Genomic DNA, 13,353 nt, shown 5'->3' on the forward strand with positions numbered 1-13,353 from the left:
CGGAGGGGGTGGCGTTGCTCGCGCACTGTGCGCGTCGGGCGCAGCACCTGCCAGCGTAGTCATCGACCGTTGGCTCACGTCGTGACGGGCTGCCCGGTGCCCGGGCGCACCCGGGTGCGGTACCGGCTCGGGCGGATGCCGTACTCCCGGGTGAAAGCGGCACTGAAGGCGTAGGCGCTCGAGTAGCCGACCTGCCGGGCGATGGACTCGAGGGTGTCATCGCCGTCCTGCAGGAGGTCCGCCGCCAGGCACAGCCGCCAGCCCGCGAGGTAGGAGATGGGAGGCTCCCCCATCACCTCGGCGAACCGGCGGGCGAAGGTCGCCCGGGACACCTGTGCCCGGTGTGCCAGCGTCTCGACGGTCCAGTCCTGTGCGGGCTGGGCATGGAGGGCACGGAGCGCAGGACCGACCACCGGATCGCCGGCGGCTCCGTACCAGCCCGGAGCCGAGGCCTCGGGCAGGGCGAACCAGTCCCGCAGTGCGCCGATCAGCAGGACGTCGAGGAGCCGGTCGAGCACGGCCTGCTGGCCGGGCTCGTTGTTCTCGATCTCGCTCTCGAGGAACTCCAGTGCTCGCGATCTCTGTTGCGCTCGCGGCACCACGAGCAGCGGAGGGAGGGCACTGAGCAGACGCTCAGCGATCCGACCCGAGGTCGGGAAGGATCCGGCCAGCAACGCGTGCCCGGCAACCAGGGGCGAGGCGCCATCCTCTCCGCTGCCGAGACGTTCGCCGTCGAGGAGACGTCCCGACGCGTTGTCGCGGATCCCACTGGCCGTCAGGACGCAGAGAGGGTCGCTGCCGCCATCCGGGTCGCTGGCCAGGAGAGCACTGCCCCGCCCGGTGAGGACCGCAAGATCTCGGGAGTTGAGGTGCACCGGGTCGGCACCGTCGCGCAGGATCCACCCGTCGCCGCGGAGCATCGCCGCGACGGTGATCGTGGCGCCGGCCTCGACACAGACCGACCAAGGTGCGGTGAGGAGGTTCTGTCCGATCAGTGCGCCCGAGGCGCGAATGTTGTCGAGCACTTCGGTCAATGTGTCCACGTCGACAGGCTAGACGATGGCGCATCTGATCCAGTGTTCGGAGCATTCTCCGTCTCATGAATGGGGTATGGACTGGTCCGGACCGGCGGAGCTAGCCCGGCGCTCAGACCCCGCTCCGCACCCACCACACCGGAGGTTCCCCTTGTCCGTCGATCACCCGCCCACCCCGCGTTCTGCCCTGTGGGTCCTTGCCCATCCTCGGCACGAATCCCTGAACGGCCACCTGTACCGCACCGGCGTCGAGACCCTAGCCCGGGACCGCGACGTGATGACCTCGGATCTCTACGCGCAGCGATTCGATCCGGTCCTTGGCGAGCGGGATCTGGGTGAACTGGTCGGCGAGCCGGGGAATCTGGCCGAGCTCGCCGGCCAGGCCTACGCCCGGGGCCAGGCGCCGCCGGACGTCCAGGCCGAACACGAGAAGCTCGCCCGCGCCGAGCTGCTCGTGCTCCAGTTCCCACTCTGGTGGTACGGGCCGCCCGCGATCCTCAAGGGATGGCTGGACCGCACCTTCACGGACAGCTTCGCCTACGACAACGAGATCGATCCGGTGCATGGTTTCCCCCGGCGGTACGGAGATGGCGGACTCACCCGCCGCAAGGCGCTGATCGTGGTCACCGTGGGCGAGGACGAGCGCACCCTGGGGCCACGCGGAGTCAGCGGGGACCTCGACTCTCTGTTGTTCCCGCTGACCCACGGTGCGCTCTGGTACGTCGGCATCGAGGCGCTGGACCTGCACATCGTGCACGACGCGGACAGCCTCGGCGCGGGCGATGTGGACCGTGAGATTCGACGCCTGCAGGAACGTCTCGCGCGAATCACCACCGAACCGACGCGCCCCTTCCGCCGCCTACGCGACGGCGACTACCCCTCCGACCTGCGGGCGCTGCATCCAGGCCTGCTGCCGGGCTGCACCGACCTGGACATCCACCGCGCGGCGGCTGAGGCGAGCAGGAAGTCGGCCTGAGCGTCACGGCCGGCTGGATGGCTTCGCCCAGGTACTTCTAGTTCTCCTCGTCGAACCGATCGCGGGCTGCCTGCACTTCCGGGAGGGTGCTGGCGGTCCACTGCCAGAGCGCGTCGATGAGGTCTTGCAGGGTGCGGCCCAAGGCCGCGATGCGGTACTCGACGGCGACCGGTCGCGTGCTGATGATGATGCGTTCGATCATGCCGTTGCGTTCCAGCCGGCGCAGGGTTGCGGTGAGCGACTTCTGCGTGATGACGGGGATCGCGCGGCGTAGTTCGTTGAACCGCTGCGGCTGTTCGCACAGCGTGTCCAAGACCTGCAACGACCACTTGTCGAGTACCTCGTCGAGCAGTCGGCGGTGTTCGGAGGTGAGCTGATGCGTCACCGGGTTGCTCGTCGCGGTTTCGTCCATGTCACCTAGTCTCGTTGAAGTGCCTTTTGGATACAAGGTATTCCTGGGATACCACATATCTCAGGAGAGGACACCTCATGGCAGTCGAACTGTTCAGCCCGGACGGCATGTTCCAACCGGTCCCGTATCACCACGTCTCGGTCGCCTCGGGCACGCGCCACGTCCATGTCGCCGGACAGATCGCTCGGACCGCGGACGGCGAACCGGTCGCGACCGGCGACCTCGCTGGTCAGCTCGCGCACGCACTGCGGAACACCGCCCGCGGGTTGGCCGGGGCAGGAGCGACGTTCGCCGACGTCGTCCGGCTGCGGATCTTCGTGACCGACTGGCAGCCCGAGAAGTACGCCGACTTCGTGGCCGGGATCGAACAGGTCGCCGAGGAGCTTGAGCTGCCGGACGCCCTGCCGCCGCTCTCGGCAATCGGTGTCGACTACCTCTTTGAGCCGGACGTGCTGGTTGAGGTTGAGGCGTACGCGGTCCTGGCCTGAGGCCCGAAGGCTCGGTCAGGAACCCGGCTCTCGCGGACGCTCCTACCGTCGTGGAACCGTTCAGCGAGACGCACGGCTGCCGGCCAGAGCGAGCTACGGCTCATTGCAACGAGATCTCCACCTCGCTGTAGGAGAACCACGACCCATCGGAAAGGGTGATGCTGGCCGGGGTGGCGTCGGTGGGGATATCGAAGACGAGTACACCGGCGGTGGTGTTGCCCGGGTTGATATCGGTCACGAAGAAGCCCTCGTCCTCGTCCAGATACATCCACGCTCCCGAGTCGGAGGAGTGCTCGCGGCCCTCGGTGTCGATGAGGAGTTGGTCGCCGTCGTAGAAGGTGGCTTCCTCGCTGCCGGTATTGGTCACTGTGACCTCCACCAGCACGTACTGGCCCTGCGCCTCTTCGCTGAGGAAGCCGTCACCGATGGATTCCTGCCCGGTCTCCACTCCGTCGACGACGAACTCCAGCTCGCCGGCGCGGGCGGCGTCCCCGATGCCGAAGGTGAGCTCGGGCTCCTCTGACGGCTCCTCGGTGGGTTCCGCCGAGGCATCCTCGGAGGTGTCCTCCGACGGTTGCTCGGTCGGTTCTTCCGAGGGTTCGTCCGGTGCAGCGCCGGCAGTGGGGTCGTCCGGATCCGTCGTCGACGGGGCGACAGCCGCCGGGTGGTTCGGGTCGTGGGGTCCAGCGGTTGCCGAATCGTCCTGCCCGGGATTGGCCACGATGGCGACCAGCAGCACAGCGGCGATGGTCAGGCCGGCCGAGAGGACCGGGTGTCGGGAGAACCACCCACGCCGAGGCGGCGGCACCGGTCGAGGCGCTCCGTACGGTGGACGAGTGCCCGCCCCGGGGTGTTGGAACTGACCCTGTGGGTAGTACTGACCTCCCTGTGCCTGGGGCCGGCGGTAGCCGGGGCCGGGCTGCTGGGCGTACCCGGGGTGCGGGCCGTAGGGTGCCGGCGCGCTGCCGTAGGGCGGGTAGGGGCCTGGCTGCCCGTACGGACCGGGCTGCTCCGGCGGTGTGCCGTACGGCTGGTGGTAGTCGTTCATCGGGATCTCCTGATCGAGGCAGCGATGAGGCGGCCGGTCGGGCGGTTCAATCCCCTCCCGGCCGCCAACACCGCACAGTGCGGTAAGCGCGGAAGCGGGCCGGGCTACTGCAGAGTGACGCTCACTCCGCCGGAGAGCATCGAGTCGTGCAGCTCCACTGTGGCCGGCACAGCATCGGCCGGGATGTCGAAGACGAGTACGCCGGAGGCGGTGTTGCCCGGGTTGATCTCGCTGATCAGCAGGGCATCGTTATCGGCGACGTAGATACCAGCCTCGGAATCTGCGGAATGCTGGCGGCCCTCGGTGTCGAGCATGGCCTGGTCAAAGTCGGAGAAGAACTGGGGCTCATCGCCGGTGTTCGTCACATCGAGGTGGACCAGCACATACTGCCCCTGCGCTTCGGCACCGAGGTACTCATCCCCCACGGCCTCCACGCCGGTCTCGACGTCACTGACCACGAACTCGAACGTGCCATCCGGCGCTGCGTCACCGATGCCGGGCGCATTGCTGGCCGGCTCTGCGTCGGTCGGCTCAGTATCAGCCGGTGCACCAGCGAGCTCGTCGGCGGCTTCCCCACCGGTGTTCGGCGCGCTCTCCTCCTGGGCAGTGCCACCAGCAGCAGTGGTGTCATCGTCACCGCCGCCGTTGAGCGCACCGATGCCCACCACCAGCGCCACCACCGCCCCCAGCCCGGTGAGGACCTTGTGCCTGGCAAACCAGCTGCGCTTCGGCGGCTGAGGGGCAGGCGGCACCGGTGCGCCGGGCTGGGGCTGCGCGGTGTACGCACCCTGCTGGGCGTACTGACCTTGCTGGGCGTACTGGTCCGGTGTGCTGTAGCTCGGCACGGGTTCGGGCTGCGGGGACTGCGGCGGCATCTGGCCACTGGGCGGCTGGGTACTCATCGGGAACCTCCTGATCGGGACGAGCCCAGTACACGCTGTGCGCAGGGGTCGGCACATCGCCCGTTCGCCCAGACCTGGCTGGCCGATCGGAGGAGCCTGACCGGTGCCGTTCTGGCCGATCGAACGATGCCCGCACGCCGGTGTCGGCCCGTACGGTGTGGGCGTGGAGGTCATGCGCGCGCCCATCCGGCGGCCGCCGATCTGGCGGACCGCGCTGCTCATGGTGCTCTGTGCCTTCGCCTCCACCTCCACCCTCGTCTTCTCCGAGCTCGGCGCCTCCGCCGAGCCGGGAGCCGGTGTCCTGGTGTTCCTGGTGGCGATGCTCGTCGTGCTCAGCCTGGGCTGGCGGCACCGGGCACCACTGGCGGTCACCCTCGTGGCCGCAGCCGTCGCCATCGTGCTCCCGATCGGCACGTCGACGGCGTTGGTCGCCCTGGTCTCGTTGTTCATCCGGCGTTTCGACAAGTGGCTGTGGTGGGCGACGGCGGCCGTCGCCGTGGCCACGTCCGTCACCTTCGTGCGGGACCTGGTGGCGCCGACGATGGAGTCCTCACTGCTGAAGACGCTTCTCGGGCCCCCGGAGGCTCCGGTGAGTACACCGGTGGACCTGAACTGGTGGGTGGCGCCGATCATGGTGGCGCTCACCATGGGGACGGCGATCGCCGCTGGGCTGGTGCGCCGGGACAGTCGGCGCTCCAGCCTTGCCAACCGGCGAGCCCGGGCCGCTGGGCGGCAGAGCGCCAAGCTGGGCGATGAGCTGGCTCGCCAGGTCGAACGGCACCGGATTGCCCGCGAGGTGCACGATGTGCTCGGCCACCGGCTCTCCCTGCTGAACCTGCATGCCGGCGCCCTGGAAGTGAACGCCAGCGACGATGCGAAGCTCGCCGAGAGCGCGGCCCTGGTCCGCGCCAGTGCAGCGCAGTCGATGAACGACCTGCGCTCGCTGCTCACCATGCTCCGAGAGGACCCGGACCAGGACCCGACCATGCGGGACCCCTCCCTGGCGGATCTTCCGGAGATCATCGACGAGACGGTGGCGGCCGGCGCGGTGGTGAACTCCGTCGTCGTTCTCGATGATGCCGAGTCGGCAGACCCCGCGCTCGCCCGCGCCGTCTACCGGGTGGTGCAGGAGCTGCTCACCAATGCCCGCAAGCACGCACCCGGGGCGCCGATCCAGCTGCGCGTGTCCGGTGGCCCGCAGCGGGACCTCACGATCGATGCCCGCAACGCCTACCTCGGCAGCGGTGACTCCTCCGGCTCGCGGCAGGGCCTGCAAGGGATCGCCGAACGGGTGGAGCTGCTCGAGGGGCGGCTCAGCTATGGAACGGAGAACGACGGCGCAACGTTCCGCGTCACGGTCCGGCTCCCCTGGCGGTCCTGATCGCCCCAGTGGGTCAGCACGGTCGCTGAGGCTCCGGTCAGGCCGGGCTGACCACTCTCCGGATGCACGACCCGGGCCGATGGTGTTTCCTGATCATCACCTGGTCATGGCAGACCGGAGCTGTGAGGAGGAGGGACGTGCGACGACCGCAGGCGGCAGCCGCCGTACTGGCTCTGGGGCTGACCCTGGGGCTGGCAGCGTGCAGCGATGACTCCGGTCCACCGGTGCTCACCTGGTACATCAACCCCGATGACGGCGGGCAGGAAGCGATCGCGGCGCGCTGCACCGAGGAAGCGGGCGGCGAGTACCAGATCCAGACCTCGTTGCTGCCTCGAGATGCCTCCTCGCAGCGTGAGCAACTCGCCCGGCGGCTGGCTGCCGGCGACACCTCGATCGACATCATGAGCCTGGACCCCCCGTTCATCCCGGAGATGGCGGCAGCCGACTTCCTCGCCCCGGTGCCGGACAACCTGCAGAGCACCGACGACGTCGTGCAGGGTGCCGTGGACTCGGCCACCTGGGACGATGAACTGGTCACGGTGCCGTTCTGGGCGAACACGCAGCTGCTCTGGTACCGGGAGTCGGTGGCCGAGGAGGCCGGGCTGGACATGGACCAGCCGGTCACCTGGGAGCAGATCATGGACGCCGCCGCCGAGACGGACACGCTGCTCGGGGTACAGGGGACCAAGGCGGAGTCCCTCACCGTCTGGATCAATGCCATGATCGCCTCCGCCGGTGGGGAGATCATCACCAACCCCGAAGCCCCCGCGGACGAGGTTCAGCTCGACCTGGACTCGGACGCCGGTCGGGCCGCGGCCGAGATCATGTCCCGGATCGGTACCGAGGGTTTGGCCGGACCAGGGTTTCCCACTGCGGACGAGAACGCCTCGATGAACCTCTTTGCCGGGGACAGCGGCTCGTTCATGGTGAACTGGCCGTTCGTGTATCCCGCGATCTCCGGCTCGGACCCGGATCTGATCGACGACATCGGCTGGACCATCTATCCCAGCGTCGATGAAGGCACCGAAGCGGCCCCGCCCGTGGGTGGCATCAACCTAGGGGTCAGTGCCTTCTCCGAGCACGGAGACCTCGCCTATGACGCGGTGGAGTGCATCGTCCAGCCGGAGAACCAGGCCGAGTATTTCGTCACCAACGGGAACCCGCCGTCTTCGGTCAGCGCCTATGACGATCAAGCAGTGCTGGATGAGTTCCCGATGGCCGAGACCATCCGGGAATCGCTCGACCAGGGCGCCCCTCGGCCACAGACGCCCTACTACAACGAGGTGTCCATCGGGCTGCAGGAGACCTGGCACCCACCGGGCTCGATCGACCCGGAGACCACACCGGCCGAGTCGGCCGAGTTCATCACCGCCGTGCTGCGAGACGAGAGGCTGCTATGACCACGTCGGCATCTGCAGCCGAGAAGGCTGCCGCGAGTAGGCGGAAGAAGCGCTCGGACCGGTCGCGTTCCGAGGGGCGCCTGGGCTGGTACCTGGCCGGCCCCGCGTTCGTGATCATGCTCCTGGTGACGCTCTACCCGATCCTGCAGGCGCTGTGGGACTCGTTGTTCAGCCTCCGGCTCACCGCACCGGACGAGACCGAGTTGATCTGGTTCCGCAACTACCAGGTAGTCCTCGGTGACCCGACGTTCTGGCAGTCGCTGTGGGTGACGGTGCTGATCACCGCGATCACCGTGGCGATCGAGCTCGTGCTCGGCTTCATCCTCGCGATGGTGATGCACCGGGCCGCCACCAAGCTGCGCGGGATCGTGCGGACGGCGATCCTCGTGCCATACGGAATCGTCACCGTGGTCTCGGCATTCGCGTGGTTCTACGCCTTCGACATCAACTCCGGCGGCTACATCAACAACTGGTTCGACTGGCTGCCCGGGATCACCGAGGACCTCAACTGGTTCGCCGGGCAGGGCACGTCGCTGTTCGTGATCATCGCTTCCGAGATCTGGAAGACGACGCCGTTCATCTCCTTGCTGCTGCTGTCCGGGCTGGCGCAGGTACCGGGTGAGCTTGAGGAAGCCGCCCGGGTGGACGGCGCCACCGGCAGCCAGGTGCTCCGCCGGGTGATCCTGCCGAACATGAAGGCGGCGATCATGGTGGCGGTGCTGTTCCGGGCGCTGGAGGCGTTCCGGATCTTCGACAACGTCTACATCATGACCAACGGCGCCAACAACACCGAGGTGCTCTCGCTGCTCGCGTACAACACCTCGATCGGCCGGCTGGAGATCGGGCTCGGCTCAGCGATCTCCGTGCTGCTGTTCCTGTGCGTGCTGATCATCGCTTTCATCGCGATCAAGGGCTTCAAGGTGGACCTGGCGGGGACGAGGGGTGAGCGCTGATGGGTGCCATGTCGACGAAACAGAAGATCGGCTGGATAGCGATCACCGTCGTGGTCCTGCTCTGGTCGCTGTTCCCCGTGGTCTCGATTCTGATGACCTCGTTCAAGACCCAGGCGGGCCTGTTCTCCGGTCGGTTCCTGCCGCCGGAGTGGACGCTGGAGAACTACGAGACCATCCTCGCTCCGGGCGGCAGCGCCCAGGACCTGTTCCTGCCGGCGCTGCGCAACTCGATCGGCATCTCGCTGATCTCCACGTTCGTGGCCGTCGTGCTCGCGATGTTCTGCGCCTACGCGATCGCGCGGCTGGACTTCCGCGGGAAGAAGCTGATTCTCACCACCGCGCTCGCGGTCTCGGTGTTCCCGGTGGTCTCGATCGTGACCCCGCTGTTCAACCTGTGGCGCACGATCGGGCTGTACGACACCTGGATCGGCTTGATCATCCCCTACCTCTCGCTCACCCTGCCGATCTCCATCTGGACCATGACCGCGTTCTTCCGGCAGATCCCGTGGGAGCTGGAGCAGGCGGCGCAGGTGGACGGTGCCACCCCGTTCCAGGCGTTCCGCAAGGCGGTGGTGCCGCTGGCCGCACCCGGGGTGTTCACCACCGCGATCATCGCGTTCTTTATCGCCTGGAACGACTTCGTCTACGGCATCTCGCTCACCTCCACCGAGGCGGCCCGGCCGGTGCCGGCAGCATTGTCGTTCTTCACCGGCGCATCCCAGTTCGAGGAACCGACCGGAGCGATCTCCGCCGCCGCGATCGTGGTGACGGTACCGATCGTGATCGTCGTCCTCATCTTCCAACGCCGGATCGTCTCCGGTCTCACCCAGGGCGCAGTCAAGGGCTGAGGCACGCAACGGATCGAAGGAGTCCCCATGGCATCGATCAACTTGGACAACGTCGTCAAGACCTACCCGGACGGGTTCACCGCCGTGAAAGGTGTGAGCCTGGACATCGCCGACGGCGAGTTCGTGATCCTCGTGGGTCCGTCCGGCTGCGGGAAGTCGACGCTGCTGCGGATGATCGTCGGGCTGGAGGACATCACCGACGGTGAGCTCCGGATCGGCGACAAGGTGGTCAACGACCTCGCCCCCCGGGACCGCGACCTGGCGATGGTGTTCCAGAACTACGCGCTCTACCCGCACCTGACCGTGTACGAGAACATCGCGTTCCCGTTGCGGCTGGCGAAGGGTCAGTTCAGCGAGGAGGACGTCGACGAACGGGTGCGGCGGGCCTCGGCACTGCTCGAGCTGGACGAGCACCTCGAGCGCAAGCCGGCGAACCTCTCCGGTGGTCAGCGTCAGCGGGTGGCGATGGGCCGGGCGATCGTGCGTCAGGCGAAGGCGTTCCTGTTCGACGAGCCGCTGTCCAACCTGGATGCCAAGCTGCGCGGGCAGATGCGCACCGAGATCTCCCGACTGCAGCGCAGCCTGGCGACCACCACCGTCTACGTCACGCACGACCAGACCGAGGCGATGACGCTCGGTGACCGGGTGGCTGTCCTGCGCCGCGGCGAGCTGCAGCAGGTGGCCAGCCCCCGCGCGCTCTATGACCAGCCGGTGAACCTGTTCGTCGCCGGCTTCATCGGCTCGCCACCGATGAACTTCCTCCCCGGGATCGTCGAGGGGGACCAGCTGAAGCTCCCGATGGTGGACGTACCACTGGACGAGCGGTTGCGGGCGGCCGTGGGTGAGCACGAGCTGGTGATCGTCGGCATCCGGCCGGACGCGTTCGAGGACCGCGACACCCTCGACGAGGAGAAGGTCAGCGGCGGTCTCACTTTCGAGGCCGATGTGGACGTCACCGAGTGGCTCGGTGAGGTGCTCTATGCCTACGTACCGTTCGAGACCCATGACGCGGTCCGCGGCCAGCTGGAGGAGTTGGACCGTGATCTAGACGGTGAGGGTATGCGCACCCAGCTGATCGTCACCCTCGATGCGCTGAGTGGCGTCCGGGCGGGCGACAGTGCTGAGCTCTGGTTCAACCCGGCCTCGATGCACGTGTTCGACCCGGAGACCGGCGATAACCTCACCCGGGACGACCAGCGTGCCGCCGAGCTCGACGAGGAGGCCAAGCAGCAGCGCCAGCGTGCGCTGGACCGGGCGAAGAGGCGGGCCGCGCGGGACGCGGAGCGCTCCGGTGGCGGTGCGCAGGAGCGGGCGACCGCCTGAACGAACGCCTGCAGGTGTCAGTGCCCGCCCCTAGCATGGGCCCATGTCCAGGCCTCACCGCGTACTGCTCGTCGATGATGACGCGATGGTGCGCACCGGTCTACGCATGATCTTGCAGTCCGCCGACGACGTCGAGGTGGTGGCCGAGGCCAGCGACGGCGACGAGGTAGTCCCCGCCGTGCAGGCGCATGCCCCCGACGTGGTGCTGATGGACCTGCGGATGGCCCGGATGGATGGCGTGGCGGCCACCCAGGCGGTACGTGCTCTGGTGGACCCGCCCCAGGTCGTGGTGCTCACCTCCTGGGACGTCGACGATGCGGTGCTGCGCAGCCTGGTCGCCGGCGCTGCCGGGTTCCTGCTGAAGTCCGCAGGTCCGACCGAGATCGTCGATGCGGTGCGTGCGGTGGCCGCGGGGGACGCCGTGCTCTCCCCGCAGAGCACCCGCCGGGTGCTCGACCACATCGCCCAGGAGTCCTGCGCGACCGAGCGGCGACAGGCCGAAGACCTGGCGGTAGCGCTCAGCGGCCGCGAGCGAGACGTGACCGTGGCCGTCGGCCAAGGTCTGGGCAACGCGGAGATCGCCCGACGCCTCTACGTCTCCGAGGCGACGGTGAAGACCCACCTTGCGGCAGCGCAGCACAAACTCGGCGCACGCAACCGGGTGGAGGTGGCGGTGCTCGCCGAGCGTGCCGGGCTGCTGCGGGCTTAGTCCAACGAAAGGGATCCGGGTACCGGGTACCGGGTTTGGCGCCCCTTTGAGAGTTGTGACACAATGTCAGAACTCTCAAAGGAGGCTCAAAGTGACGCAACACGATGCCGTGCTCCGGGAGATTGAACGCGGGAGGACCTCAGCGTCAAAGTCAGAGACGGTCTCGCTCGACTTCAAGACTCAGAAACCTACTGCGAAGGAGGCATTTCAAGACCTCGCGGAAGCTGCCGTCTGCTTCGCCAACGCTGGTGGTGGCACGATCGTGGTTGGAGTTTCGGATACTGGCACTGGGAGCGCGGCTTTCGTTGGCACGACGCTCGACGCCCACCAAGTGCGTGCTCGGATCCATGAGCTTACTCAACCATCGCTGACAGTCGCAGCCGCTGAGGTGACGTGGGCAGGAGCGCGTCTGTTGGTCCTGGACGTGCCGGAAGGGCTGGATGTGTACTCCACGGGGAAGGGCATCTTCACCCAGCGTTGGAACGACCAATGTCTTCCTATGCGACCAGCCGATGTTGTCCGTCTCAGCGATGAGCGCAGTGGGGTCGACTGGAGCGCGCAGCCAACTGAGCGCGAGGTCGACGATGTTAACAGTCAGGCGATGCAAGTCATGCGTAGCCTGCTCAGGAGCAGTGGTGACCCAGCCAAGGAGCGGTTCGCCCGGCTGGACGATCGTGGGCTGCTTCAGGAACTCAACCTCCTGAGCAAGACAGCGCACCTCACCAGGGCAGCCGATTACCTCCTGTGCTCACCGGGTGAACAGACGGGGCACGAGGTGCTCGTCTATCAGCATCGACAGACGCGATCGGGGGAGGCGGATCAGGTGCGTCGCTGGCAGCCGCCCCTGCTGAGCGCCTTTTCTGAAGCGCTCCCGGTCATCTCAGCGCGAATCGGTTCAACTCCAGTCACCACGGCTCAAGGCCAACAGCTGGCCGTCGAGGACTACCCGCTGGTTGCCGTTCGTGAAGCACTCGCCAACGCGATGATTCATGGGGACTTGCGGGAGCGGCGCCCTGTCCAGATCGAGCACTCACCGGAATCTCTGTCGGTGAGGTCGCCTGGACCACTAGTTACTGGAATTACTCCGAGCAACATCCTTACCCACGGCTCGCGCCCGCGGTTTCCGTTATTAGCAAGCACGATGCGCGTGCTTGGCCTCGCGGAGGAATTGGGGCAGGGAGTAGACCGGATGTTCCGAGAGATGGTTCGCAGTGGGCGGTCTATCCCTATTGTGCAGGTCATTGGGGGTGAAGTTGCGGAAACTGGTGTCGACTTCGAAGGGGGGCCCGCCAACATCCGCCTCGCGAAGTTCGTCGCTGAACTGCCCGAAGCAGAACGGAGCGACACGGACACGCTGCTCATTGCGCATCTGCTGTGTCAGAAGAAGAGTCTGACCTCGAAGGAGATCGCACCGGTGATACAGCGCCCAGCCGCTGAAGCCGAGACGGTACTGCGCCGCCTGGCGCATGGCGAAGCCGGGATAATTGAGCCAACGGCTGGTACGGCCAACCGTTTGCATCCGAACTATCGCTTCACGGGTGCATCACTTGCGTCACTCGGCCCCGCCGTCGCTTACAGTCGACGGACTGGCACCGAGGTTGACCGCAAGGTCATCGAGTACGTCGCGGAGTACGGCACGATCAACAACGCGGCGCTTCAGCGGCTGTTCGATGTGGACGTGTATCAAGCGCGCGACCTCCTACGTGACCTCGTGGGTCGGGAGATCCTCGTGCGTGTCTCCGAACAGACGCGGGGAGTTGCCGTGAAGTATGGGCAGGGCCCGAAATTTCCCGTGAAGAAGCGCCGTAGGCGGTCATCTGTCGAGATGCGTCAGCAGGACTACGGCGCACTGTGGTGATGCCGCATTTGAGCGTCGATT

13 protein-coding genes are annotated in these 13,353 nt (G+C 67.1%); 9 read left to right on the forward strand and 4 right to left on the reverse strand.

What is annotated here, in order from left to right:
- Window positions 1–74: 74 nt before the first annotated feature.
- Window positions 75–1,043, reverse strand: coding sequence for an AraC family transcriptional regulator (locus FU260_RS01625; protein WP_147915477.1), 969 nt, complete (start codon window positions 1,041–1,043; stop codon window positions 75–77).
- A gap of 142 nt (window positions 1,044–1,185) precedes the next feature.
- On the opposite strand from FU260_RS01625, the gene FU260_RS01630 reads away from it, so the two are divergent.
- Complete coding sequence (locus FU260_RS01630) at window positions 1,186–2,010, forward strand: NAD(P)H-dependent oxidoreductase (protein ID WP_147915478.1); 825 nt, start codon at window positions 1,186–1,188, stop codon at window positions 2,008–2,010.
- A gap of 37 nt (window positions 2,011–2,047) precedes the next feature.
- Here FU260_RS01630 and FU260_RS01635 read toward each other — a convergent pair whose 3' ends face one another.
- A complete protein-coding gene (locus tag FU260_RS01635) occupies window positions 2,048–2,422 on the reverse strand; it encodes a winged helix-turn-helix transcriptional regulator (protein ID WP_147915479.1) in 375 nt (124 codons plus the stop codon).
- A gap of 77 nt (window positions 2,423–2,499) precedes the next feature.
- Between FU260_RS01635 and FU260_RS01640 the strand changes: the two genes are divergently transcribed.
- On the forward strand, window positions 2,500–2,910 hold the full coding sequence (locus tag FU260_RS01640; protein ID WP_147915480.1) for a RidA family protein: 411 nt from the start codon (window positions 2,500–2,502) through the stop codon (window positions 2,908–2,910).
- 100 nt (window positions 2,911–3,010) lie between these two features.
- Here the strand turns inward: FU260_RS01640 and FU260_RS01645 are convergent, their stop codons facing one another.
- Window positions 3,011–3,958 (reverse strand): DUF4352 domain-containing protein, encoded by a 948-nt coding sequence (locus FU260_RS01645; RefSeq protein WP_147915481.1) that lies wholly within the window; start codon window positions 3,956–3,958, stop codon window positions 3,011–3,013.
- 104 nt (window positions 3,959–4,062) lie between these two features.
- Window positions 4,063–4,860: a DUF4352 domain-containing protein gene (locus FU260_RS01650; protein ID WP_235912141.1), complete on the reverse strand. Its 798-nt coding sequence runs from the start codon at window positions 4,858–4,860 to the stop codon at window positions 4,063–4,065.
- 172 nt (window positions 4,861–5,032) lie between these two features.
- On the opposite strand from FU260_RS01650, the gene FU260_RS01655 reads away from it, so the two are divergent.
- From FU260_RS01655 to FU260_RS01685, 7 genes are all read left to right on the forward strand, one after another.
- On the forward strand, window positions 5,033–6,241 hold the full coding sequence (locus FU260_RS01655; RefSeq protein ID WP_147915482.1) for a sensor histidine kinase: 1,209 nt from the start codon (window positions 5,033–5,035) through the stop codon (window positions 6,239–6,241).
- Between the two features lie 137 nt (window positions 6,242–6,378).
- Complete coding sequence (locus FU260_RS01660; protein WP_235912142.1) at window positions 6,379–7,641, forward strand: extracellular solute-binding protein; 1,263 nt, start codon at window positions 6,379–6,381, stop codon at window positions 7,639–7,641.
- A complete protein-coding gene (locus tag FU260_RS01665; protein WP_147915484.1) occupies window positions 7,638–8,594 on the forward strand; it encodes a carbohydrate ABC transporter permease in 957 nt (318 codons plus the stop codon). The genes FU260_RS01660 and FU260_RS01665 overlap by 4 nt, the downstream gene beginning before the upstream one ends.
- Entirely contained in the window at window positions 8,594–9,442 is an 849-nt protein-coding gene (locus tag FU260_RS01670; protein ID WP_413038326.1) for a carbohydrate ABC transporter permease, read from the forward strand. Before FU260_RS01665 ends, FU260_RS01670 begins: the two co-directional genes overlap by 1 nt.
- Window positions 9,443–9,469: 27 nt before the next feature.
- A complete protein-coding gene (locus FU260_RS01675; RefSeq protein WP_147915486.1) occupies window positions 9,470–10,765 on the forward strand; it encodes an ABC transporter ATP-binding protein in 1,296 nt (431 codons plus the stop codon).
- A 43-nt stretch (window positions 10,766–10,808) separates the two neighbouring features.
- The gene (locus FU260_RS01680; RefSeq protein ID WP_147915487.1) at window positions 10,809–11,474 is read left to right on the forward strand and encodes a response regulator; all 666 of its coding nucleotides are present in this window, start codon (window positions 10,809–10,811) and stop codon (window positions 11,472–11,474) included.
- A 91-nt stretch (window positions 11,475–11,565) separates the two neighbouring features.
- Window positions 11,566–13,332 (forward strand): RNA-binding domain-containing protein, encoded by a 1,767-nt coding sequence (locus tag FU260_RS01685; protein ID WP_147915488.1) that lies wholly within the window; start codon window positions 11,566–11,568, stop codon window positions 13,330–13,332.
- The last annotated feature ends 21 nt before the right edge of the window (window positions 13,333–13,353 follow it).

It is taken from the genome of Ruania zhangjianzhongii, assembly GCF_008000995.1.
Lineage (GTDB): Bacteria > Actinomycetota > Actinomycetes > Actinomycetales > Beutenbergiaceae > Ruania > Ruania zhangjianzhongii.